Here is a 24914-nt window from a genome sequence, read left to right on the forward strand (position 1 = left end):
ACACTGTAAGGGAAAAACCATTCGGAGGACAGACGATGAAACAGCAATTTGCAGCAAAACATCCGTGGACCATCCTTGCGGCGGGCGCAGCCATTCAGGTGCTCACGGGCATCCCGGCGGCGTGGGGCGTATTCCAGCAGCCGGTCATGGACGAGTACGGCCTGAGCGAGCAGGGGGCAGGCTATGCCTTCGGCATCCTCATTGCGGCGTTCGGCGTGGGGTGCGTCCTCGGCGGCTTTCTGCAGGACAGCCGAGGCCCGCGGTGTGCGGCTCTGTGGGGAACAGCACTGCTGTGCGGCGGATTTTTTGCAGCGGCCATCCTGCCGGGCGGCAGTGCGGGCAGCTTTTTTCTGGCATTCAGTATCCCGGCGGGGCTGGGCACGGCGTTTCTGTACCCATCCATCCAGTCCTGCGCACAGAAGTGGTATGCCGGGCGCAAGGGCCTTGCCACCGGCGTGATCGGCGGGGCGGTGGGCCTTTCCGGTGCGTTCCTCACCGTGTTCGTGCGCACGGCGGTCAGCGGCTTTGGGATCGTGCAGGGCATCCGGGGTGCGTTCTGGGCACTGGGGGCCGTCACGCTGCCCGTCTGCCTTGCGGGCAGCCTGCTTTTGCAGGACCCGCCGAAGGATGCCGAAAAACAGCAGCAAAACGACAAAAATACCATTGACCTTTCCCCGTGGCAGATGCTGAAAACAAAGCAGTACTGGCTGTGCGCAGGCGCGGTGTGTTTTTCCACCCCGGCGGTGCTTCTGTTCAGCCCCATCATCCTGAAGCTGGGCGTGGAGCGGGGGCTGGACGAAAGCGCTGCATTGTGGAGCGTGGTGCTGGGCAGCGTGGGCAGTGCGGCGGGCCGCCTGCTGATGCCCATGCTCAGCGATAAAATTGGCCGCAGGCCCACCGATCTGCTGCTGTTTGCGGTGTCGCTGGGGCTTTCGGCAGGGTTTGCGTTTGCGCAGGGCTGGTGGGTGATCGCCTGTTATGCGGGGCTTACCTTCTGCTATTCCGGCCTTGCAGCAGTGCTGCCCGCCCTTTCCACCGATCTGTTCGGCCTGCCGCACGCAGGGGTGAACTACGGTTTTCTGGCACTGGGGCAGAGCGTGGGCAGTCTGGCCTTTCCGTTTGCAGCAAATCTCTGGGGGTTGGAAGCCGGGCGGCACTGGCTTGCCGTGGGCGGCGCAGCGGCGGGCTTTGCGGCCATGTGGGTACTGAAGCCTGCCGGGCAGACACCGCGCAGGCAGGACACAGGAGCGTGAAATTTGCCCTCTTGACATAGTTGACAAAAACTTGACGAATGAAATGACAAAAGCATCCGAATTGACAGTTAGCGGAAGACAACTGCAAATAGTTTTGATGTTTTTTACCGGAAATGTATTGCAAAATCCGTCAGCTTTCTCTATAATAAAATCATGCGTGGTAGTACCGGTTAAGGCGCTGAAAGAGAGCGGCGCGCCCGGTCAGATGCAAGCAGCAAAGGGCAGCGGCTGTGCCGGCAGGGCGCGGCGGCGGCTTTGTGCTGCAAAGCAACATTTGTCAAAAGGAGAGTATGATTATGACCTATTCGCAGCAAGTACAGAATATGTGCCCGATCACCAAAGGTCCTAAGCATGGTCCGGCTCCCATCCCCGAAGAGGGCGCATGGGTCAAGGCCTATGAGATCAAGGACATCAGCGGCTACACCCACGGTGTGGGCTGGTGCGCACCTCAGCAGGGTACCTGCAAGCTGTCCCTGAACATTAAGAACGGTGTCATCGAGGAGGCTCTGGTGGAGACCATCGGCTGCTCCGGTATGACCCACTCTGCTGCTATGGCAGGCGAGATCCTGCCCGGCAAGACCATTCTGGAAGCTCTGAACACCGACCTGGTGTGCGATGCCATCAACGTTGCTATGCGCGAGCTGTTCCTGCAGATCGTCTACGGCCGCAGCCAGACCGCTTTCTCTGAGGACGGTCTGCCCATCGGCGCAGGTCTGGACGACCTGGGCAAGGGCCTGCGCTCCATGACCGGCACCATCTTCTCCACCAAGGCAAAGGGCGTCCGTTATCTGGAGCTGACCGAGGGCTATATCAACAAGCTGGCTGTGGATGCCAACGATGAGGTCATCGGCTATCAGTTCGTCAAGCTGGGCAAGATGATGGAGGATATCCGTCACGGCAAGACCCCCAACGAGGCTTATGAGAAGAACGTGGGTACTTACGGCCGCTTCAGCAAGGAGCAGGGTGCTGTGAAGTACATTGACCCGCGTGAGGAATAAGAGAGGAGGAACAACTCATGGCAACTTTTGAATCTATGGATCGCCGCATGCCGAAAATCGAGGCATGCCTGAAGGCTAACGGCCTGGAGTCTCTGGACGCTTGCAACGAGATGCTCCTCGCAAAGGGCATCGACTGCGACAAGATCGTGCGCGGCGTTCAGCCCATCTGCTTTGATAACGCTGTCTGGGCATACACCCTGGGCACCGCTATCGCTGTCAAGCGCGGCCTGACCGATGCTGCCGAGTGCGCTGCTGCCATCGGCGAAGGTCTGGAAGCTTTCACCATCCCTGGCTCTGTCGCTGAGCAGCGTCAGGTCGGTCTGGGCCACGGCAATCTGGGCGCTCGTCTGCTGAGCGAGGACACCACCTGCTTCGCTTTCCTGGCAGGCCACGAGTCCTTTGCTGCTGCTGAGGGTGCTATCGGCATCGCCCGCACTGCAAACAAGGTCCGCAAGACCCCCCTGCGCGTCATCCTGAACGGCCTGGGCAAGGATGCAGCTTACATCATTTCTCGTATCAACGGCTTCACCTATGTTCAGACTGAGTACGACATCCCCACTCAGACCCTGACCGTCGTCAAGGAGATCCCCTTCTCTGAGGGCGAGCGTGCTGCCGTCAAGTGCTACGGTGCAAACGACGTTATGGAAGGCGTTGCCATCATGAAGAAGGAGGACGTTCAGTGCTCCATCACCGGCAACTCCACCAACCCCGTCCGCTTCCAGCATCTGGTTGCCGGCACCTACAAGAAGTGGGCCATCGAGAACGGCAAGAAGTACTTCTCTGTCGCTTCCGGCGGCGGCACGGGCCGTACCCTGCATCCCGATAACGTGGCTGCAGGCCCCGCAAGCTACGGCCTGACCGACTCTCTGGGCCGTGTGCACGGCGATGCTCAGTTTGCAGGTTCTTCTTCTGTGCCTGCACACGTTGAGATGATGGGCCTGATCGGCATGGGCAACAACCCCATGGTTGGTGCTACCGTCGCATGCGCTGTTGCTGCAGCTCAGGCTAACGCCTAAGTTTTTCCTAAGTTTCAGCGAGGGGAAGCTGCTTTCCGAATGAGCAGCTCCCCCTTTTTTGCTGATAGATGTCCGAACACAAGCAACCCGAATATGAGAAGGAAGAAACAATGAAAAAGAATCAGATCCGCAAGAGCGTGGCTGCGCTGGCCATGGCGGTTGTTGTGGGTGTCAGTCTGCTGGGCTACGGCTGCGGCAGCAAGTCCGCTTCCACCGCAGGCGGCGTGTCCGGCGATTTCACCGGCACTGCCAAGGGTATGGGCGGCGACGTTACCGTTACCCTGACGCTGGAAGACGGCAAGATCACCGGCTGCACCGCTGAGGGTAAGGACGAGACCCCCGGCATCGGTACGCTGGCACTGGAGCAGCTGCCCGCTCAGATCGCTGAGACCGGCAGCATCGCTGTGGACGGCGTGTCCACCGCGACCATCACCTCCAACGCCATCAAGGAGGCAGCAGCCGCTGCCCTGACTGCCGCCGGCTTGAATGCTGACGACTATAAGATCGAGGTCAAGGCCGACGAGACCAAGGCCGAGGATTCCACCATTGACGCTGACGTTGTCATCGTGGGTGCAGGCGGCGCAGGCATGACCGCTGCCATCACCGCTGCTGCCGAGGGCAAGAGCGTTGTGATCGTGGAGAGCCAGGCCATGGTGGGCGGCAACTCTGTGCGCGCTACCGGCGGCATGAACGCCGGCAAGACCGTGTATCAGGATGAGAACGAGTTCGGCGAGTCTGCCGGTGTCGAAAAGACCCTGAAGACCGCTGCTGAAAAGTACGCTGACAACGAGACCATCACCGCTCTGGCAAAGACCGTCTCTGAGCAGTGGGCAGAGTACCAGAAGAACCCCACCGGCTACTTCGACTCTGTTGAGCTGATGGAGCTGGACACCATGATCGGCGGCAAGGGCATCAACGACCCTGCTCTGGTGGAGACCCTGTGCTCCAACTCTGCTGATGCCATCGACTGGCTGGACGAGCACGGTATCACCCTGCACAGCGTTTCCAGCTTTGGCGGTGCATCCGTCAAGCGCATCCATCGCCCTGTGGACGCAGAGGGCAAGACCGTTTCTGTCGGTTCCTACATGATCCCCCTGCTGGAGGAGAACTGTGAGAAGGCTGGCGTTCAGATCCTGCTGAACACCACCGCCAACGAGATCCTGACCGATGCGAGCGGCGCTGCTGTGGGCATCAAGGCCACCGGTTCTACCGGCGAGACCGTCACCGTGAACGCCAAGGCTGTGGTGCTGACCACCGGCGGCTTCGGCGCAAATCTGGACATGGTCACCGAGTACAAGCCTGAGCTGAAGGGCTTCATGACCACCAACGCTGCCGGCGCTCAGGGTCAGGGCATTGAGATGGCGACCGCGATCGGCGCTGGCACCGTGGATATGGACCAGATCCAGATCCACCCCACCGTTGAGGCCAACACCGCTGCCCTGATCACCGAGGGTCTGCGCGGCGACGGCGCTGTGCTGATCAACGCCGAGGGCAAGCGCTTCATCGACGAAGTGGGCACCCGTGACGTGGTCTCTGCTGCTGAGATCGCTCAGACCGGCAGCTACAGCTGGCTGGTGGTCGATCAGGCTATGGTCGATGCTTCCAGCGTCATTCAGGGCTACATCAAGAAGGGCTTCACCGTGACCGGCGAGACCTACGAGGAGCTGGGCAAGGCAATGGGCGTTGATGAGGCTGCTTTTGCCGAGACCATGAAGACTTGGAATGGCTATGTTGAGGCCAAGAATGACCCCGACTTTGGCCGCACCAGCTTTGCAAACCCGCTGGATACTGCTCCGTACTATGCAATCAAGGTCACTGCTGGTGTGCACCACACCATGGGCGGCCTGACCATCAACACCAACACCGAAGTCCTCAAGGAGGACGGCACTGTGATCCCCGGCCTGTTTGCAGCAGGTGAGGTCACTGGCGGTGTGCACGGTGCAAACCGTCTGGGCGGCAACGCTGTTGCAGACTTCACCGTGTTTGGCCGCATTGCAGGTAAGGCTGCCAGCGACTACGCTGCATGAGTACCCGCAAAGCATCTGAAGATGCTTCCGGCTCCAAAGGCCTGAAGCCATGGATGAAGAACCTGATCTTTGCTGCAGTGATCCTTGTGCTGGCAGCAGCGCTGTATTTCGGCGTGCGCGCAGCACACAGCAGCAAGGGCAGCGGTTTGCAGGCCACCGTCGATTTTGGCGATGGCATCACCGAGACTCTGCCGCTGGATACAGACCACGATTACCTGTATGATGTGGGCAATTATGTCGTGCATCTGCAGGTAAAGGATGGTGCCATCGCATTTTTGGACAGTCAGTGCCCGGATCATGTGTGCGAGCAATTCGGCTGGCTGGACAAGGACGGCGCATGGGCTGCATGCGTCCCTGCCGGGGTGTATGTGGTAGTGGAAACTACAGCTGAATAAAGATCGTGCTTCAAAAAAGAGGCAGTACCCTGCAAGAGCGGGGCACTGTCTCTTTTGTTTTGTCTGGAAGGCAAAAGAGGGCACGGTGTGAAAGTTGGATAAAACTTTGACATAAATGCGTCAAAACAAAATTTAGACGCTTGTGTAATAGACGAAAATGCGATAAACTAACAATAAACTCTTTATCGCGCGCTTTTGCAAAGTCTGCGCCCGATACCGAAACCAGGGCATGCCCTGAAAGATACAGGAGGAAACAGCAAGCATGATCTTTAAAAAGAAGCAGGATGCTGCGGTACAGCAGACGGCTGCGGGTGAGGCAAAGCCCGCAGCGAAGGGCGGCAAAGCAGCAGCCTTTTTCCGCAAGAACTGGAAATGGATGGTGCCGGTGGTGTGCGTGGCCGTGCTGGGCGGATGGTTCATCCTGCGCCCGGACAAGGCACAGGACACCAATGTGGATGTGAGCTATGTGCAGACCACGCCGGAAAAGCGGGATCTGTCCAACTCCCTCAGCGGCACCGGCACTCTGAACCCGGCCAATACATATAACGTCAAATCGCTGGTGGCAGGCAAGGTGCTCACCAGCACCATTGAGGAAGGCGACATTGTGGAGGAAGGCACTGTGCTGTACACGGTGGATGCCTCCGATGCCACCACCAAGGCAGAGCAGGCATCCATCACCCTGCAGCAGGCACAGCGCAGCTACGATAAGACCGTGGACCGCCAATATGTGCGCGCCGAGGTGGCAGGTGTTGTGAGTACCCTCAAGGTAGCCAAGGGCGACGAAGTGACCAGCGGTCAGGAAGTGGCGGTCATCCGTGACAGCTCCAAAATGGTGCTGCAGCTGGAGTTCCCGGCAGCGGATGCCGCCACCTTCTCGGTGGGCCAGAGCGCAGAGGTGACGCTGGACGGTACCTTTGAGATGCTGACCGGCACCGTGACCGCTGTGACCGGTACCGATGCCCTGAGCACCGGCAACCTGCTCACCCGCACCGTGACCATTGCTGTGCGCAATGCAGGTGGCCTGACCACTGCGCAGGCAGCAACGGCAACCATCAATGGCGTGAACTGCATTGCTGCCAAGTGCTTTGAGTATCAGGCGGAGCGCACCCTGACTGCCCTTGCCGCCGGTACCGTGACGGCCATCAATGTGCCGGAAGGCGGAGCAGTGAACAAGGACGATATCGTGCTGCAGATCAGCGGCGAGGACCTTACCGAGGCCATCCAGTCCGCAGCCGAGACCCTGCGCAGCGCAGAGCTGAACATGGACAACCTGCAGGAGGCCATGAACAACTACACGGTCACTTCGCCCATCAGCGGCACCATCATTGAAAAGAACGCCAAGGCCGGTGATGCACTGGCCACCGGTGCCGACCTGTGCACCATCTACGACCTGAGCTATCTGGTCATGGTCATCAATGTGGACGAGCTGCAGGTCAGCGATGTCTCGGTGGGCCAGAGCGTACAGGTGACGGCGGATGCAGTGCCGGATAAGACCTATACCGGCACAGTGACCCGTGTTTCCATGAAGGGTACCTCCAGCGGCGGCACCACCACCTACCCGGTCACGGTGCGCATCGATGAGACCGAGGGTCTGCGCCCCGGCATGAATGCCAACGCAGAGATCGTGACCGCGGAGGCGGGGAACGCTCTGGCGGTGCCCAATGCAGCCATCGTGCGCGGCGGCTATGTGTTGGTGACCAAGGATTCGCCCAGTGCCGCCAATGCAGACCCCGATATGACCGCACCGGAAGGCTATGTGTACGTTCCGGTCAAGACTGGTGTGAGCGACGATGACTATACCCAGATCATCAGCGGTGTCACCGGTAATGACACCGTGGCCTATGATCCCAGCTCTGTGAGCACCGATGACTATTACGACGATGGCAGCAGTGTCATGATGTTTTAACGCAGGAGGAAGCGATGAGCGCTCTGATCGAGTTTGATGAGGTGTGCAAGTATTACCAGATGGGTGATACCACGGTAAAAGCAGCAGACCACATCACCATGAAAATCGAAAAAGGCGAGTTCGTGGCCATCGTCGGCCAGTCCGGTTCCGGCAAGTCCACCTGTATGAACATCATCGGCTGTCTGGATGTGCCCACCCACGGAACCTACCGGCTCAACGGCAGGGATGTGGGCAAGATGAACCGCAACGAGCTGGCTGCGATCCGCAACGAGATGCTGGGCTTTATCTTCCAGCAGTACAATCTTTTGCCAAGGCTCAACCTGATGGAGAACGTGGAGGTGCCGCTGGTGTATGCGGGCATTGGCCGCGCCGAGCGCCACGCCCGGGCCAAAGAGGTGCTGGAGCAGGTGGGTCTGGGCGATAAGCTCAGGAACCGCCCCAACCAGCTTTCCGGCGGCCAGCAGCAGCGTGTTTCCATCGCCCGGGCACTGGTGCGGAACCCGGCGGTCATTCTGGCCGACGAGCCTACCGGCGCACTGGACAGCCACACCGGCCGCGAAGTGCTGGGAATGCTGCAGCAGATGCACGATGAGGGCCACACCGTGGTGCTCATCACCCACGATAATTCCATTGCGGTGCAGGCAGACCGCATCATCCGTCTGGAGGACGGGCGGGTGGTCTACGATGGCGATGCCCATGCACCGGAAGCCATGGTGCAGCCCACGCTGCTGCCGGAAACGCCGGATGAGGAGGAGAAAGCATGATCATTGAAACCTTCCGTCAGGCCATCCAGAACGTGTGGAGCAACAAGCTGCGCACCTTCCTTACCATGCTGGGCATCATCATCGGTGTTATGGCAGTCATCGTCATCGTGGGCTTGGGCAACGGCATGACCAAGAGCATGCGCGACAGCTTTTCGGCACTGGGCACCAACACCCTTTCGGTGCAGGTGTGGGGCAACGGCTCCCGCACTGTTCCGGTGGAGGAAATGTACAAGCTGCCCACGAAGTACCCGGAGCTGATCCAGTCCATTTCGCCGCAGATCGATTTCAGCGGCAGCGGCACGCTGAAGATCGGAACCAACAGCTACCGCTGGTCCAACATCAGCGGTGTGGACGAAAACTATTCCGTTATGAAGAACTACCAGATCGCGCAGGGACGCGGTCTGCAGTACATGGATATCAAGGACAACAAGCAGGTGTGCGTCATCGGCGATTATCTGAACCGCGTAGCCTTTGGCGGCAACGGCTTGGGCCAGACGCTTAAGATCGGTGCCAACAAGTTCCGCATCGTGGGCGTGCTGGCGGCAAAGGTGAGCGACCCGGACATGCAGCAGGGCAGCGACGACGACTGCGTTTATCTGCCCTATACCACGGCCATGCGCCTGTCCAGCCAGAGCATAGTGAGCAACTATGCCGCAGTCATGGAGGATGAGAGCCGCGCCAACGAAGCAAAGTCTGCAGTGGAAGGCGAGCTGCAGCACCTGCTTGGCTCGGATAACGGCTATTACGTCTACAGCGCCAGCGAGTGGCTGGAGGAAATGAACAAGATGATCAACATGGTCATCGTGATCCTGACCGGCATTGCCAGCATTTCGCTGCTGGTGGGCGGCATTGGCATCATGAACATCATGCTGGTGTCGGTGACTGAGCGCACCCGCGAGATTGGTATTCGCAAGGCACTGGGTGCCAAGGAACGCACCATTCTGTCGCAGTTCGTGGTGGAAGCAGCCACCACCTCGGCGCTGGGCGGTGTACTGGGTATTGCACTGGGCTACATCGTATCCATGGTGGCGAACCGGCTGCTGCCCATGTTCACCAGCGGCACAACGGTCACGGTCAGCCCGTCCTTCAACTCCATTGCGGTGGCCTTTGGCATCTCGGTGGGGATTGGCGTGCTGTTCGGCTACCTGCCCGCAAAGCGCGCAGCGCGGCTCAACCCCATTGAAGCATTGCGCTATGACTGAACTCTTCTCAGCCGGCGTTGCGCCGGACTGCCAAACACCAAGGAAGGGGAATATACCTATGAAAAAACGTCTTTTCGCATGTCTGCTTGCAGCATGCCTGGCTGTATCCGTGCTGGTGCTTCCGGCATCAGCAGCCAGCCTGAACAACTCGGCCATCCAGACGGCCATCACGCTGGGCGCTATGGATACCAGCCAGACCGGCAGTCTGGATGCTGCCGTCACCCGCGGTGCATTTGCCAAGATGCTGGTCTCCTTTTCGGCCTACCGCGAAAGCGCCAGCCAGCAGGGTAATCTGGGCACACTGTATAAGGATGTGCCCGGCAGCTCTCAGTGGGCACCCTATGTGCGCATTGCGGTGCAGCAGGGCTGGATGAACGGCTATACCGATGGTACATTCCGCCCGGATAATGTGGTCACGCTGGAAGAAGCCTGCACCGCAGCGCTCAAGCTGCTGGGCTATAAAATGACCGACCTCAACGGCGTGTTCCCGACGGCACAGCTGAACAAGGCGCAGGAACTGGGCCTGCGCAACCAGCTGAACCGCAGCCAGAGCGAGGCCATGAACTATGAGGACTGTGCTCTGCTGCTGTATAATACCCTCACCGCCAACACCGCTTCCGGCAGCGCTTACGGTACCAGTCTGGGCTTTACAGTCTCCAATGGCCAGGTGGACACCTCTACCGTGATGCTCAAGAGTCTGAAGGGCCCCTTTGTGGCAGCGGAAGGCACCCAGCTGCCTTTTACGCCGTTGAGCGTGTACCGCAACGATAAGGTCTCGGCTTCGGCAGAGTTGAACCGTTACGATGTGTATTATTACAGCGAGAGTCTGCAGACGGTATGGATCTATACCCGCCGTGCAGCGGGCCGCATCACTGCGGTTTCGCCCAGTGCAAGCGCTCCCACGGCGGTTACTGTGGCGGGCACCAGCTATAAGCTGGGCAGCACAGCAGTGGCTTCCAAGGTGTCCAGCCTGAACGGCGGCGGCGTGGGCGAAGTGGTTACTCTGCTGCTGGGCATGAACAATGAGGCGGCGGATGTTATTACCGGCGCAGAGGCCGACGAGGTATTCTACGGCGTGGTGCAGGGCGCAGCCCGCAGCCTTGTGGAAGATAACGGCGCGGATGTGCTGCAACGCGTGGCTGTCATGTGCACCGATGGTGTTCAGCGCACTGTGAATGTGGACAAAAGCCTGAACTACCCCAAGGGCTGGCTGGTAGAGATCCGCGTAACGCCGGAAGGCGAGTCCGTGAGCGGCATCGAGAACAAGGTCGTTACCGGCAAGGTCAATGCAGATGCAACGGCACTGGGCAGCTATGCCCTTGCCGACGATGTACAGATTCTGGATACAACTGCGGAGGGTGTGGCTGGGACGGTTCGTCCCAGCCGCCTAGCGGGGACAGACCTGAATCTTCTGAACGTCCGCTACTATACGCTGAATGAGAAGGGCGAGATCGACCGCCTGATCCTGAATGATGTCACCGGCGACCTGTGGACCTACGGCGTGCTGGATGATATCAAGAATGTGGCAGTCAACTACTCGGAACTGCAGACGCTGGCCAAGATCATTTCCACCGGCAAGAGCGACAGCACGGATACGCAGGATAAGATCGTGGACGACCTGAAGGATGTTCTGGTGCCCACCACCAGCGAAGTGCTGTGGGGTGTGATCAACGGCGACATCCTCTCCACTCTGTGGCAGAAGATCACAGCCAACACGGATAGCCTGCTCAGCCTTGGTCTGCGGCAGGTGGGCAGCCTTGTAGGCGAACCGTATGCATCCATCTTCCGCTATATTGGCGGCGGTGCTACCTATGTGTGCTATGTCAATGGTTCGCAGGTAGCTTTCACCACCAACGTCAAATATCCGGTGCTGGTAGGCGGTGTTGCAGCCCGCAGAGAGACGACCGGCAGCGTGCGGACGATGGTCCAGCTCATGCCCATGAAGATCGATCAGGTGGGTGCAGCGTCGGTCATGAGCAACGGCACCCGCTTTGAGATGGCGGACGACGCACAGGTGTATCTGTGGTACAAGGGTCAGTACTACGCCACCAAGCTGACCGAGGTCAACTCGGAGGGCTACTACCTGACCGGCTGGTACGATAACTTTGGCTGTGCTGCGGGCAAGCGCGTGCGTGTGATCGTGGCCGTCAAAAGGGACTGATGGATTATTACAGCGTCCCGCGCCGCATTCTGCGCGGGGCAAGGCAGTTGGTGTACCCACGCCGCTGCCCGTTTTGTGATCGGGTGCTGGGCAGTGTGCCCATCTGCCCGGATTGTGCCGCAGAGCTGGAAGAGCTGCGCCGGAAGCCAGGAATGCGGCTGGACGCTTCTCAGCATTATTTAGGAGAACTGACCGGCGCAGCAGCACCGTTTCGGTATGAGGGCTGTGTGCGGCGCGGCATCCTGCATACCAAATACCATGCTGCACCGTGGACGGCGGTGGAGCTGGGCCTCTGGCTGGCAAAGCTGGCCTTTGGCAGCGAGATGCATATGGCCGGTGCAGAACCGGTGCCGGAGCTTGTGGAAGGCATGTCCCTTGGGTACGACTGCATCGTTCCCGTACCGGCATCCGGCAGAGCGCGCGGCTATAATGTGCCGCAGCTCATGGCGGTGCCGCTGGCCCGCGCACTGGGGGTACCGCTGTACCCGAAAGCACTGGGACGCACTCGTGCAAAGCGGCATCAGGCGGGCCTGCCCTTTGAGCAGCGCCTTGCCAATGTGGCGGGTGCCTTCCGGGTGACGGATACGGAACTTGTGGAGGGCAGAAAAGTGCTTTTGGTAGACGATGTGATCACCACCGGTGCCACGGCAGCAGCCTGCACACAGGCGCTGCTGGCAGCCGGTGCCGAAAGTGTGTTTGCAATTGCACTTGCCACTGTTGAATTTGAAACGTTTCCCGCAAGGAATCAGCCGCTGCAGGAAAACGAGCCGGAGTTTTGAAAATTTATTTGCAAAAAACTGACAGAAAAAGCTTGACAAAACACCCTGAATCAAGTATACTAATTGAGCTGTGAGCGATAACCGCTTGCAGATATCCGGGTGTAGCGCAGTTTTGGTAGCGCGCTTGAATGGGGTTCAAGAGGCCGTGAGTTCGATTCTCGCCACTCGGACCATAAATCCAACGATTTCACGTTAGAAATCGTTGGATTTTTTTGTTTGTGGGCTGACCTCATTTGGTTTTGACCACAATTTTGACCACAATGCCAAAGATTTTATCTGGTCTAATTAGTGCTGTTCCGTCCAATTTTCAGGCCGAAAAAGCCTCACTGAACAACTGGATCGCACTCTGCCGAATGGATTCCTGAACATGGAGATAATGCTCAGTCATCTCGGTGTCGGCATGGCCTACGATGCTCTGGATGGTCTGAATATCCACGCCCAACGCCTGCATCTGCGACACATAGGTGTGGCGGCAGCTGTGCGGTGTGAGCAAGCGGACATCGCCCGCTTCTTCCAGAGATTTGCGGAACACATCTCGGAAATGGGTGGGATTGCAGGGCAAGCCGGTCTTGGGGCTTTCCCAGATGAACTGGTCGGTGGTATCCCGCAGCTTGATGGCACAGGGGCGGACATTCAGCGGCACCGGAATATCCCGGATACTGTCTTTGGATTTCGGACTGCCGATGCTGACCGTACCTTTTACGACCTTTACGATGCAAGAGCTTGTCATTTCAATATGGACACCGGCTGCGTGGAGCTGCTACTCCGGGATGGCAGAAAAATCTCTATTGACTGCACCGGGGTCGAGGATGCGCTGGACGTGACCATGGCGCAGAGGCCGGAGTTGGACTAAAAAGAAGCATGGACGCCCCCGAAAAGGAGAGCGTCCATGCTTCTTGCTGTATCCGAATGGAGGAGATTGCGAAATCAGTGATTGTCCGGGCAGACGATTTCCAGCATCTGATCGAATACATCTTCCATCTGTCGTACCAGCGTGAACTGGGTGCGGGCACGGTCGAGGTTGTGGTTCGGGCGGGCAATATGGAAATAATGGTCGCCCTCCAGATAGTCGGTCAGGAAACGGATGCCGCATTCCAACGTCATGAGTTTGGCACCCCAAGCAAGACTCCTTTTTTCAGCTGTGTGCATGGTGGAGCCAGCAGTGGAAAGATAGCCTTTGGCAAACACTTCATACAGATGCAGGTCAAAGTGGACTCTGCTCTGGTCAGGTTCATCCTCGGCGCAGTCGTTGGCACCGGTGCGGATGGAATCGCCGAAATCATAAGCCGACAGACCCGGCATCACGGTGTCGAGGTCAATGACACAGATGCCTTTGCCGGTGGCTTCATCGAGCAGAACATTGTTGATTTTGGTATCATTATGGGTGACACGCAGCGGGATCTCACCAGCGGCCAGCTGATCCAGCAGAACGTGGCAGTCCTTTTCCCGTGCATGGATAAAAGCAATCTCCGGCACAATGGTTTTGGCTCGACCCAGCGCATCGGCTGCAAGGGCTTTTTCAAAGTTTGCGTAACGGTTGGGCGTATCGTGAAAACGTGCAATGGTTTCGTGGAGGGTGGAAGCAGGATAATCGGCCAGCTGGTTCTGGAACTTGCCCAGTGTTTCTGCCACAGTGCGGAAGTCTGCCTCACAACCGACCTGTTGCAGACAGACGGTATTCTCTACAAAATCATAAGCTCTCCATGCATTGCCTTCCGTGTCGATATAGTAGGATGCACCGGACAGAGTGGGAATGACGTTCAGGCATTCCCGGCCAGGATCGCCGCCCTCTGCCTGAATCTTTGCCCGTAAATGCCGGGTCACGCCACAGATATTTTCCATCAGTCCTGCTGGATCGGTGAATGTATCGGTGTTGATGCGCTGTAAGATAAAGCGTTTGGTATGATCTGCCCGCCAGACCACAAAGGTGTCATTGATGTGGCCCTCACCATAGTGGTGTGGATCGCAGACCATCGGCCCACCAAAATCAAAGGCGGATGCAGCAGCGCAGAGAATGGGTTCGGTGACAGGTTTCATTTGAAGTTCCTCGTTTCTTTATCTTTCATGCCGTTTTGCCGGGGCAGGGCGTTGTCCCTGCCGTACCTGACGGCGGTATTCGTTGGGAGTCAGCCCCTCCGCTTTGCGGAAGCACTGGGAAAAATAGCTGGGGGACGAAAAGCCCATCAGTTCGCTGATCTGAGCCAAGCTGTAACCTGTATTGCCCAGCATATATTTGCTTTCCTCAATGCGGCGGCGATTCAGATAGGTGATGGGAGAGATGCCGTACTCCTTTTGAAAGGTGTGGGCCAGATAATATTTGTTGATGTGTGCGATCTCTGCCAGACGGTCAAGTGAGATGTCCTCTCGGAAGTTGCTGTCCAGATATCGCTTGATCTCTACACACTCCCGGCTGTCAGACTGTGGCGTTTCTTCCACCTGCAAAGAGAGCGTTGTGCAGCGTACCAGCCAGATCAGCAGCACCTCCAGCAAGTCCTGACAGACGGTTTCGCAGCCATCCAGACTGCGGTCGGCTTCGGCAAGCAGCATATGCAGCAGAGTGACCATCCGTTCCCGGTTTTCACGGCAGTTGAAGATAGCATAAGAAGATTCAGCCTTGCCGAATAAGATCTCAATGCCAGCCACACCCAGAACGATATATTCAAGCGGTGAAGCGTTCAGACTCAATTCCGTGTGCTCCACCTGTGGATTGACGATGACCATATCATCCGGCTTGACCGGGTACAGCTGCCCGCTTAGGTAGAACTGTCCTTCTCCGCTCAGGCAATAGAACAGCTCCGTGCAGGAATGGGTGTGAGCCGTGCTGTTCCAGTCGCCGCCGAATTTGCTTTTGCTGATGTACAGCAAGCGAAAGGACTCACGGGGAGCGGGAGCATGACGGATATCAAAGCGTTCGGTGCTCATAACAGGCTCCTTTACAGCGAAACGCAATAAACATAAAAATAAAAACAAGAGACTAAAAATATAATCGCAAAAACCGATGCGTTGAATCGTGCGTTTTTCTCATTATAGGGGCAAAGAAGAAAAAATGCAAGCCCTGATTTTGGACAGGATAAATATTTTTGATGCCATTAAAGAATAAAAATATGTCAAACTGGTTACAAACGGGAAGAATGTACCAAAACAGACGGGACGAATTTAGCGCTTTTGCTGAAAGAAATTTCTAAAAAGCAAGATTTATAAAAAACGAAACAACAAACATCTTGTTGCAAAGGGTAAAAACCTCTATATTGAAATCAATAAATCACACGACCCTCTCGGACAAAACCTGTTTGTCCCGGTTGTGGTTTTGAACGGAATCTTTATGATGGAGGATACACTATGAAACGCATTTCTCGTCGCAATTTCCTGAAAGCGGCTGGCGTGGGTGCCGCTGCACTGGGGCTGGCCGCCTGCGGCAGTTCTTCCAGCTCTACCGGTTCCAGCACGACTTCTTCGGCTGCTGCCTCTGCCACGCCTGCGGAGGATGTGACCATCAAAGTCGCTGCCATTGAGACCGCTTACGGCTCCGAGATGTGGCAGAAAGTCACCGAAGCCTTTACCGCCCAGACGGGCATCAAGGTGGAACTGACCACCGACAAGAACCTGGAAGATGTCATCGGCCCCTCCATGCAGGGCGGCGACTACCCCGACGTGGTCCATCTGGCTACCGGCCGTGAAGCTGCTCTGACCGAGCAGTTCATCAAGGGCAACCTGATCGCTGACATCACCGATGTGCTGAGCATGACCGTGCCCGGCGAGAGCAAGAAGGTGAGCGAGAAGATCGCCGGCGGCTTTACCGACACCTCCCTGACCAACCCCTACGGCGACGGCAAGACCTATCTGGCTCCCATGTTCTACAGCCCCTGCGGTCTGTTCTACAACGCAGGGTTCCTGAAAGAAAAAGGCTGGGATGTGCCCACCACATGGGATGAAATGTGGGAACTGGGTGACAAGGCGGCTGCGGAGGGCACCTACCTGTTCACTTACCCCACCACCGGCTACTTTGATGCATTCTTCTATGCGCTGATGTATGCAGCAGGCGGCCCCGACTTCTTCAACAAGGCGACCCATTATGAAGAAGGCATCTGGGACACTGCCGAAGCACAGACCTGCTTTGACATCGTGACCAAACTGGCCTCCTACACCAACCCCATCACTCCGGCACAGGCGAACGATCAGGACTTTACCCAGAATCAGCAGCTGGTGCTGGATAACAAGGCTCTGTTCATGCCCAACGGTACATGGATCGTGGGCGAAATGGGCGAAGCTCCCCGCGCGGATGGCTTCGAGTGGGGCATGACTGCTCTGCCTGCAGTCAAGGCTGGCGGCGATCAGTACAGCTATACATGGTTTGAGCAGGCATGGATTCCGGCAGGTGCGGAGCATCTGGATGCTGCCAAGCAGTTTGTAGCCTACCTGTACAGCGACGAAGCCTGCAAGCTGTTTGCCGAAAGCGGCGCGATCCAGCCTGTGCTGGGGATTGCCGATGATCTGGACGGCGACAACAAGATGTTCTACTCCATCTACGACAACGGCGCAAAGGCAGCTATGGGCAACTTTGCTTCCTTCACCGCTATCCCCGGTGTGGAAGTCCGCACGGTGTTCTTTGACCCTGTCAACTCTCTGGTTTCCGGCAGCACGACGGAACAGCAGTGGATCGATGGCATCAAGTCCGCCAGCGACCAGATGCGCGCCAACATCATCGAGTAAGAACGAAGCTGCATCCGAAAACAGCTTCCAAGGCCCTGCCCAGCGGAGGCGGTTTTGACCGCCTCCGCTTTTTTGGGTTTCTGGATTCCAGTAGAAAGGAACGGTTTGTCTATGAAATCTGACAAAAGCCGCAAACGGTTCGTGTTCCTCTGTGTGGCACCGGCCACCATCCTGTTTTTCATTTTTATGATTTTGCCAACCCTCAATGTGTTCCGCATGAGCCTGTATGAGCGTGGAGCCTACTCGCCAAACGAAACCTTTGTCGGGCTGAGAAATTTTCAGCATCTGCTGAAGGACACCCAGTTCATCCGCTCCATGCAGAACATGATCCTGCTGGTGGTGGTCGTTACCATCATCACCTTTGCGTTTGCACTGGTGTTTGCAGCCATCCTGACCCGCGAAAAAATCAAGGGGCAGAATTTCTTCCGCATCATTTTCTACATCCCGAACATCCTGTCTGTGGTCGTCATCTCCGGTATCTTCTCTGCCATCTATAAGCCGGAGAATGGTATGCTGAACAGCATCATCGGGCTGTTCCGGGATATGACTGACCCTATCCTCTGGAAAGGCGAAAAGCTGGTCATTCCGTCCATCATCATTGCAATGGTCTGGCAGGCTGTGGGCTACTATATGGTGATGTATATGGCTTCCATGTCCTCGGTGCCTGCCAGCTTGTACGAGAGCGCCAATCTGGACGGAGCGGGCCGTCTGACCCAGTTCTTCCAGATCACGATTCCGCTGGTCTGGACGAACATCCGTACCACCCTGACCTTCTTTATCATTTCCACCATCAATATGGCGTTCCTGTTCGTCAAGGCGATGACCAGCGGCGGGCCGAACGGTGCCTCGGATGTGGCCCTGAACTATATGTACAGCCAGAAAGATGCAGGTCTGTACGGTTACAGCATGGCAATCGGTGTGGTTATCTTCCTGTTCTCGTTCGCTTTGTCTGCCTGTGTCAATCGTGCCACCAGCCGTGAACCGCTGGAATTTTAAGGAGGAAAAACATGAAGAAAACGGAAGAAAAATCCTCCCGTTCGGCGGAGGGCCTGTACAAATTTTTCATCTATTTTGTACTGATCCTGCTGGCTGTGACGATCATTGTGCCGGTGGCATGGGTGTTTATGGCATCCATCAAGCAGAACTCAGAGTTCTACGGCAATCCGTGGGCACTGCCTGCCGGATTCTACTGGCAGAACTTCGTCAATGCGTGGAATGGAGCCAAGATGGGCGAATATATGCTCAACTCCGTTCTGGTCACAGCACTGGCTCTGGTGCTGTTGCTGGTGATTGCGCTGCCGGCAGCTTACTGCCTGTCCCGTTTCCGGTTCAAGGGCTGCAAGCTGCTGAACACGCTGTTTATGGCAGGTCTGTTCATCAATGTCAACTATATCGTAGTTCCCATCTTCCTGATGCTGCGTGACGGTGATGTGTGGCTGAAAAACCATATTGGCAGCGGCTTTTTGCTGAACAACCTGTTCATTCTGGCTGTCGTGTATGCAGCTACGGCACTGCCCTTTACCATCTATCTGCTGTCGGGCTATTTTGCCACTTTGCCTCATGACTTTGAAGAAGCAGCCTACATCGACGGTGCCAGCTATTTCTCTGCAATGACCCGTATCATTTTCCCAATGGCGAAGCCGTCTATCATCACCATTATTCTGTTCAACTTCCTGTCTTTCTGGAATGAGTACATCATCTCCATGACCCTTATGAGTTCCACCAGCGCACCCCGTACTCTGCCGGTGGGTCTGCTGAATCTGATGCAGGCCCAGCAGAGTGCTGCGCAGTACGGCACCATGTACGCAGGTCTTGTGCTGGTGATGCTGCCCACTCTGATTTTGTACATCTGTGTGCAGAAGCAGCTGACGCAGGGCATGACGGTGGGCGGCTTGAAAGGATAAGGTGACAAAACATGAAAACATTCTGGAAAACACATCCTGCCCTGCGCATCGTGCTGATGATCGTGCTGTTTGTGCTGTCCATTGCATTGGTTGTGGCAGGCTGGAAAATGACTGGACAGCTGGCAGGGCTGGGCATCATGCTTGTGGGTGTGGCACTGCTGCTGGCGGTACTGGCCATTTACAACGCAACCTATCAGGATTGAGGATAAGAGAGGAAAACTATGGAAGATAAGTGCAAGACCGGGCGCGTTACCATTCCGACCGACCTGGATGTGGTGCCCGAAACGTTGGAGATTCTGAAAAAGTGGGGTGCGGATGCCATCCGTGACTGCGATGGTACGGATTTTCCGCAGGAACTGAAAAATGCCGATGCAAAGATCTATTCCACCTATTATACCACGCGCAAGGATAACGCATGGGCCAAAGCGAACCCGGACGAGGTGCAGCAGTGCTACATTATGACGGGTTTCTACACTGCCCCCGGAGAGACCGTGACCATCCCTCTGATGAAAGGCATCAGCCCGGAGCTGATGAAAGTGAACGATCACGATGACATCACCCGCTGGTGGGAGGTCATGGATCGCTCCACGGGTCAGCCTGTGCCGCCAGAACAATGGAGCTATGCGGATGGCAGCGTGACCGTGCAGGCGGTGCCGTTCCATGAGTATACCGTGAGTTTCCTTGCCTACCTCATCTGGGATCCGGTGCATATGTACAATGCCACCACCAACGGCTGGACGAATTTCGAGCATCAGATCACGTTTGATGTGCGCCAGCCGAAAACCCACAAATATTCCATGGAGCGTCTGCGAAAATTCATTGCAGAGCATCCGTATGTGAACGTCATCCGCTATACCACATTCTTCCATCAGTTCACCCTGATCTTCGATGAACTCAAGCGGGAAAAATTCGTGGACTGGTATGGCTATTCTGCTTCCGTCAGCCCCTATATCCTCAATCAGTTTGAGCAGGAAGTAGGTTACAAGTTCCGCCCGGAGTATATCATCGACCAGGGCTACTACAACAACCAGTATCGTGTGCCCAGCAAGGAATACCGTGATTTTCAGGCGTTCCAGCGGCGCGAAGTAGCAAAGCTGGCCAAAGAAATGGTGGACATCACGCACGAGTGCGGCTGCGAGGCGATGATGTTCCTGGGCGATCACTGGATCGGCACCGAGCCTTTTATGCCGGAGTTCAAGACCATTGGTCTGGATGCCGTGGTGGGCAGCGTGGGCAATGGCTCCACGCTGCGTCTGATCTCCGACATCGAGGGCGTGAAGTACACGGAAGGACGCTTTCTGCCTTACTTCTTCCCGGACACGTTCCATGAGGGCGGCGACCCGGTGAAAGAAGCCAAAGAAAACTGGGTCACAGCCCGCCGTGCCATCCTGCGCAAGCCTATTGACCGCATTGGCTATGGCGGCTATCTGAAGCTGGCATTGCAGTTCCCGGAGTTCGTGGATTATGTAGAGAGCGTCTGTGAGGAGTTCCGCGAACTGTATGAAAATATCAAGGGCACTACGCCTTACTGCGTCAAACGGGTGGCTGTGCTGAACTGCTGGGGTAAAATGCGGGCATGGGGCTGTCACATGGTGCATCATGCCCTCTACTACAAGCAGAATTACAGCTATTCGGGCGTGATTGAAATGCTTTCTGGCGCACCGTTTGATGTGAAGTTTATCAGCTTTGAGGATATCAAGAACGATCCGAAGCTGCTGGAAACGGTGGATGTCATCATCAATGTAGGCGATGCCGACACCGCCCACACTGGCGGTATCTGGTGGGAAGACCCGGAGATCTCCTCCGCCATTCGCCGGTTCGTCTGGAACGGTGGCGGCTTCATCGGTGTTGGAGAACCGTCCGGTCATCCATATCAGGGCCATATCCTCCAGATGGCCAGTGTTTTGGGTGTGGAGGAAGAAAACGGCTTCACTCTGAACTACGACAAGTACAACTGGGAAGAGCATCCGAATCATTTCATCTTGCAGGATGCTGACAAACCCATCGACTTCGGTGAGGGAAAGAAGAACATTTATGCCCTGGAAGGCACGGAAGTGCTGGTGCAGCGGAATAAGGAAGTGCAGATGGCGGCGCATGATTTCGGCAAGGGACGTGCCGTATACATCAGCGGTGTACCGTATAGTTTTGCCAACAGCCGCACCCTTTATCGAGCCATCTTGTGGAGTGCCCACAGCGAGGGTGAACTGCACACTTGGTTCAGTTCCAACTACAATGTGGAAGTCCATGCTTATGTCAAAAATGGCAAGTATTGCGTTGTGAACAACACTTACGAGCCGCAGGATACCACAGTTTATACGACTGATGGCAACAGCTTTGCTCTGCATCTGGATGCCAACGAGATCAAGTGGTATGAGATCTAAGCTCTCCTTTTCATAAACGAACACAACGGGCGGCTCTGTTACCAGAGCCGCCCGTTGTGTTTTCTGTATCTGCCGATAACTCAACCTGTGTCAATCGAACGCTGCAATGGAGATGGCTGGAAACGCAAAAATTCAGTAATGCGAGCGTAATAGACCTGCAGAAAAAAGAAGCCGCTCGTGCCAGTATGCGTAAGATGGTGAAGCACTTGCTGAAAAAATATAAGTATCCACCGGAAGATTATGATACGGCAATCAGCACGGTCATTATCGAGATTTTTATATCCGTTATCAGGAGTATGTGGAGAGGTGGAGACCATGCGAAAGCTGACATTTGAAGGTTTTTTGAAGCAGTATGTGGCAGAGCTTTCCGGGGTTCAGACGGCAAGCGCCCATAAGCTGGCAGATCATATGGCTGAAAATCCCCGCCTGAAAGAACCGCTGTTCCTCTATGCGCTGGCCTTTGATAAAGTGGATTGGTTACTTCGCTAGACGACTTGGAAAAGCTGACTGATGCGGTGAATGGCATGAACACCAACATCATGCTGACGATTCAGCAACTCGAAAACACAAACAAGAGCCTTGAAATTGTAACGGCTCAAAACAAAAAACAGGACGACCGCCTGACCGCGCTGGAAAAAGCCCCCGGAACATTTGGGAACAAACTTTGGTGGGCTGTAATTGCGGCGTTGGTTTCCGGCCTTGTGGCCTATGAACTGACGATGATTCTGCACTGAAATGAAAAGCCCCCGCTGGCAATCCGAGAGGAAAGCTGGCGGGGGATTTTTTATTTGCGGTATGGTTACAAAAATATTACAGTTTACGCAGACCGGCGACCATCGGCGGCGCGGTAGGGTTCAAAAAGCAAAAAATACTTTGGCGCAGCATAAATGCGAAAGTTCGTCTGTGGAGCTTTTTTGTTTGCCCACAGTGTGGTCAGAAAATGAAAAAAGAATGCAAAATGCGGTGTGCTTGAAAAATGTCAGGACGGGATTTTTGTAAAAAATGTAGAATATCTTGCCGGAAACTGTGCATTCTCTCCAACAAAAACTGCCAAAACGTGTTGATATTGAGAAAAAAGCTTCACAAACGTTTACAAAAAGGTAACAGGTTGGTATACTTTATGGTGGTAAACGTAACAAACCATGGAAGCTGAAAGGAGAACCTACCCGTGAATACCGCTGCACCGTCCCGTAAAAAACTGCTGAGCCTTGTGCTGACACTGGTGTTTATGCTCACCTGCCTGCCGGCTGCCTTGGCAGTTGATCTGAATGTGGACGCAGGCTTCTACTTCAAGCAGAGCCGCGGCGGCACCTGCACACTGGCATCCGCAGCCATGATGCTGCGCCGCCGTGCCTATTTTGACGGCCTGACCGACTGGTCCACTGTGACCGAGAACAGTGTCCGTTCCACAGCATGGTCCAACGGGCTTTCCCACAGCTTTACATATAAGGAGATGCAGGTGGGCTACGGCACACTGCCCTCCCGCAAACAGGAAAAAGTGCAGACCCTGATCACTCTGCTTTCGCAGCACCCGGAGGGCATCGTGCTGTATGACCGCAGCCAGCCCCATGCAGTGCTGCTCACCGACTACACCAACGGCACCTTCTATTGCTCCGATCCGGCAGGCAACATCTCTTCCGGACGCATCCCGCTGGAAAACTCCAGCGTTTCGGTCAATAGGTCCTCCTGCTACTGGTATGTGGCATCAGATCACAACTTCATTGCTGCAGAGGCTGACGGCCTGCGTCTGGAAGGCATGAGCTACCCCATCAATGTCCGTGCGGGCAAGGGCATGGCGCTGACCGGCACTGCAAATGCTGCGCTGGGCACCACCCTGACCAATGTGCAGGTGGCAGTGCTGGACGAGAACGACCAGACGGTGTTCACTGCACAGGCAGCACCCAATACGGCGATCTTCTCCTTCAAGTCGCTGGACAGCTCCATCCGCTTTGGTGAACTGCCCGCAGGCAATTACACCTACATGGTGGTCGTGACCGATTCTCAGGGCGATAACCTCTGCTTTACCAGTGACTTCACGGTTTCGGATGGCTCGGCAAGCAGCGGCGTTTACTGGTCGGTGAAGGATACCGAGGGCACCAAGCTGCTGGACAGCATTCAGGAAGTTCAGGATGCCTTTGCAAATGCAACTGAGTCCACTCTGGGCTGGTTTGGCGGTCTATTCCAGTAAAATCATAAACGAAAAAAAGAAGTCCCGGAATACACTTCCGGGATTTCTTTTTTTGCTGTAATTTGTTGTAAAAAAAGCTTATTTCAGGGTTCCGTCCAGTACCTGACTGTAATACCAGGGCTTTGGTGCGCGGAAGGTCTTGCCGCTGAGGAACTCAAAATCCGGCTGGTTGAAGCGGGGCATAGTAAGCTCGTAGGCGCACAGGGCCTGATACTTGAGCTTCAGCTCGCGGTTGGCTGTGTTGTTGCCGTATTTGCTGTCGCCCAGAATGGGACAGCCGATGCTGGCCATGTGTGCGCGGATCTGATGGGTGCGGCCGGTGATCAGCTGCACCTTCAGCAGGGCCAGACGGCCGGAGACGGCGATGGTCTCGTACCGGGTCTCCACTTCCTTGGCACCAGGCTGCTTTTCTTCCACGATCTTCACGATGCCGCGGTCCGCGTCCTTGAGCAGATAACCGCCCAGAGTGGCATCCGGCGGCATCGGACGGCCGAAGGTGACGCAGAGGTAGGTCTTTTTCACTTCGCGGTTCTTGATGGCTGCAAGGAACAGCTCTTCGGCCTCCGGGGTCTTGGCAACGATGACAAGGCCGCTGGTGCCGGTGTCCAGCCGGTGGCACAGCGCCGGGGTGTACAGGTCGTTCTCCTTGTACTCGCCCTGCTGGTTCAGGTAGAGCAGGGTGCGGTTCAGCAGGGTGTCGTCCTCCGGACCATCCACGGCAAGACCGGCGGGCTTGTTCACAATGACGATCTGTGGGCAGTCATACACCACCTGTGCCGGGCCGCGGGCGTTCTTCCACGCCGGGCCGTCCACACGGCGGTCCGCATCCAGAACTTCATCCAGAATGAACAGCTTGATCTCGTCACCGGCCATCACGCGGGTGGAAAGCGGCTGCTTTTTGCCGTTCAGCTTGATCTTGTTCTCCCGCAGGGCCTTGTTCAGGCGGCCCGGGTTCAGTGCCGGGTACTGCTGCATCAGGTAGTTGTCCAGCCGGGTGGGGGCAAGACATTTGACTTTGATGATCTTCACAGAAAAAATCCCTCTCTATTATAAAATAAAAATGTGCTTTCAATATTTTTATTGTAGCGGAACAGGCACGCTGCGTCAAGCACAGCAGACTGAAAATTTTGTCCAAACCCGTTGACAAACGTTTTGCGTATGCTATAATTTAGCTGTACGCAAAGGGGCATTTCGCCTGCCTTGCGGAATGTAAAATTATGACAGATGGCA

Annotated in this window: 22 protein-coding genes, 1 tRNA gene and 2 pseudogenes; 21 read left to right on the top strand and 4 right to left on the bottom strand. The window is 56.0% G+C overall.

What is annotated here, in order from left to right; genetic code table 11:
- The first annotated feature begins 35 nt into the window (after window positions 1-35).
- From MTP41_RS12225 to MTP41_RS12275, 11 genes are all read left to right on the top strand, one after another.
- A complete protein-coding gene (locus MTP41_RS12225) occupies window positions 36-1253 on the top strand; it encodes an MFS transporter (RefSeq protein WP_249235618.1) in 1218 nt (405 codons plus the stop codon).
- A gap of 296 nt (window positions 1254-1549) precedes the next feature.
- A complete protein-coding gene (locus MTP41_RS12230; RefSeq protein WP_044953520.1) occupies window positions 1550-2251 on the top strand; it encodes an iron-sulfur cluster assembly scaffold protein in 702 nt (233 codons plus the stop codon).
- Between the two features lie 17 nt (window positions 2252-2268).
- Complete coding sequence (locus MTP41_RS12235; protein ID WP_005935035.1) at window positions 2269-3267, top strand: GGGtGRT protein; 999 nt, start codon at window positions 2269-2271, stop codon at window positions 3265-3267.
- Between the two features lie 110 nt (window positions 3268-3377).
- Window positions 3378-5294: a flavocytochrome c gene (locus tag MTP41_RS12240; protein ID WP_249235619.1), complete on the top strand. Its 1917-nt coding sequence runs from the start codon at window positions 3378-3380 to the stop codon at window positions 5292-5294.
- Window positions 5291-5689: a NusG domain II-containing protein gene (locus MTP41_RS12245; protein WP_097778330.1), complete on the top strand. Its 399-nt coding sequence runs from the start codon at window positions 5291-5293 to the stop codon at window positions 5687-5689. Before MTP41_RS12240 ends, MTP41_RS12245 begins: the two co-directional genes overlap by 4 nt.
- Window positions 5690-5951: 262 nt before the next feature.
- Window positions 5952-7595: an HlyD family efflux transporter periplasmic adaptor subunit gene (locus tag MTP41_RS12250; RefSeq protein ID WP_097778329.1), complete on the top strand. Its 1644-nt coding sequence runs from the start codon at window positions 5952-5954 to the stop codon at window positions 7593-7595.
- A gap of 14 nt (window positions 7596-7609) precedes the next feature.
- Window positions 7610-8359, top strand: coding sequence for an ABC transporter ATP-binding protein (locus MTP41_RS12255; protein ID WP_118528235.1), 750 nt, complete (start codon window positions 7610-7612; stop codon window positions 8357-8359).
- A complete protein-coding gene (locus MTP41_RS12260; protein WP_120019596.1) occupies window positions 8356-9561 on the top strand; it encodes an ABC transporter permease in 1206 nt (401 codons plus the stop codon). Before MTP41_RS12255 ends, MTP41_RS12260 begins: the two co-directional genes overlap by 4 nt.
- 58 nt (window positions 9562-9619) lie before the next feature.
- Window positions 9620-11722, top strand: a complete 2103-nt coding sequence (locus MTP41_RS12265; protein ID WP_249235620.1) for an S-layer homology domain-containing protein — start codon at window positions 9620-9622, stop codon at window positions 11720-11722.
- On the top strand, window positions 11722-12501 hold the full coding sequence (locus MTP41_RS12270) for a ComF family protein (protein WP_249235621.1): 780 nt from the start codon (window positions 11722-11724) through the stop codon (window positions 12499-12501). Before MTP41_RS12265 ends, MTP41_RS12270 begins: the two co-directional genes overlap by 1 nt.
- A 95-nt stretch (window positions 12502-12596) precedes the next feature.
- Window positions 12597-12674: transfer RNA gene (locus MTP41_RS12275), tRNA-Pro, on the top strand.
- Between the two features lie 134 nt (window positions 12675-12808).
- Here the strand turns inward: MTP41_RS12275 and MTP41_RS12280 are convergent.
- Window positions 12809-13231 carry a site-specific integrase gene (locus MTP41_RS12280; protein WP_243089071.1) on the bottom strand — a complete coding sequence of 141 codons (423 nt, stop codon included), beginning with the start codon at window positions 13229-13231 and terminating at the stop codon, window positions 12809-12811.
- A 6-nt stretch (window positions 13232-13237) separates the two neighbouring features.
- Between MTP41_RS12280 and MTP41_RS12285 the strand changes: the two are divergent.
- Window positions 13238-13351: pseudogene (locus MTP41_RS12285) on the top strand (DUF6061 family protein); the annotation flags it as partial.
- Between the two features lie 77 nt (window positions 13352-13428).
- Here the strand turns inward: MTP41_RS12285 and MTP41_RS12290 are convergent.
- Both MTP41_RS12290 and MTP41_RS12295 read right to left on the bottom strand, forming a co-directional pair.
- A complete protein-coding gene (locus MTP41_RS12290) occupies window positions 13429-14538 on the bottom strand; it encodes a phosphotransferase enzyme family protein (protein WP_249235622.1) in 1110 nt (369 codons plus the stop codon).
- An 18-nt stretch (window positions 14539-14556) separates the two neighbouring features.
- On the bottom strand, window positions 14557-15423 hold the full coding sequence (locus tag MTP41_RS12295) for a helix-turn-helix domain-containing protein (protein ID WP_097778323.1): 867 nt from the start codon (window positions 15421-15423) through the stop codon (window positions 14557-14559).
- A gap of 417 nt (window positions 15424-15840) precedes the next feature.
- Between MTP41_RS12295 and MTP41_RS12300 the strand changes: the two genes are divergently transcribed.
- From MTP41_RS12300 to MTP41_RS12340, 9 genes and pseudogenes are all read left to right on the top strand, one after another.
- Window positions 15841-17211, top strand: a complete 1371-nt coding sequence (locus tag MTP41_RS12300; protein ID WP_097778322.1) for a carbohydrate ABC transporter substrate-binding protein — start codon at window positions 15841-15843, stop codon at window positions 17209-17211.
- 111 nt (window positions 17212-17322) lie between these two features.
- Window positions 17323-18207, top strand: a complete 885-nt coding sequence (locus MTP41_RS12305; protein WP_097778321.1) for a carbohydrate ABC transporter permease — start codon at window positions 17323-17325, stop codon at window positions 18205-18207.
- 11 nt (window positions 18208-18218) lie between these two features.
- Window positions 18219-19115, top strand: a complete 897-nt coding sequence (locus tag MTP41_RS12310) for a carbohydrate ABC transporter permease (RefSeq protein ID WP_249235623.1) — start codon at window positions 18219-18221, stop codon at window positions 19113-19115.
- Window positions 19116-19126: 11 nt separating this feature from the next.
- A complete protein-coding gene (locus MTP41_RS12315; RefSeq protein ID WP_097778319.1) occupies window positions 19127-19318 on the top strand; it encodes a DUF6903 family protein in 192 nt (63 codons plus the stop codon).
- 18 nt (window positions 19319-19336) lie between these two features.
- A complete protein-coding gene (gene gnpA / locus MTP41_RS12320) occupies window positions 19337-21496 on the top strand; it encodes a 1,3-beta-galactosyl-N-acetylhexosamine phosphorylase (RefSeq protein WP_249235624.1) in 2160 nt (719 codons plus the stop codon).
- Window positions 21497-21645: 149 nt separating this feature from the next.
- Window positions 21646-21831: pseudogene (locus MTP41_RS12325) on the top strand (type I restriction enzyme endonuclease domain-containing protein); the annotation flags it as partial.
- Window positions 21812-21985 (top strand): hypothetical protein, encoded by a 174-nt coding sequence (locus MTP41_RS12330; RefSeq protein WP_242959392.1) that lies wholly within the window; start codon window positions 21812-21814, stop codon window positions 21983-21985. The pseudogene MTP41_RS12325 and the gene MTP41_RS12330, both read left to right, overlap by 20 nt.
- A gap of 35 nt (window positions 21986-22020) precedes the next feature.
- Window positions 22021-22230: a hypothetical protein gene (locus MTP41_RS12335; RefSeq protein WP_243112271.1), complete on the top strand. Its 210-nt coding sequence runs from the start codon at window positions 22021-22023 to the stop codon at window positions 22228-22230.
- A 434-nt stretch (window positions 22231-22664) separates the two neighbouring features.
- On the top strand, window positions 22665-23684 hold the full coding sequence (locus MTP41_RS12340) for a hypothetical protein (RefSeq protein ID WP_249235626.1): 1020 nt from the start codon (window positions 22665-22667) through the stop codon (window positions 23682-23684).
- 78 nt (window positions 23685-23762) lie between these two features.
- Here the strand turns inward: MTP41_RS12340 and MTP41_RS12345 are convergent, their stop codons facing one another.
- Window positions 23763-24713, bottom strand: a complete 951-nt coding sequence (locus MTP41_RS12345) for an RluA family pseudouridine synthase (RefSeq protein ID WP_249235627.1) — start codon at window positions 24711-24713, stop codon at window positions 23763-23765.
- Window positions 24714-24914: the final 201 nt, after the last annotated feature.

Origin of the sequence: Faecalibacterium sp. I4-3-84, assembly GCF_023347255.1 — a bacterium.
Lineage (GTDB): Bacteria > Bacillota > Clostridia > Oscillospirales > Ruminococcaceae > Faecalibacterium > Faecalibacterium taiwanense.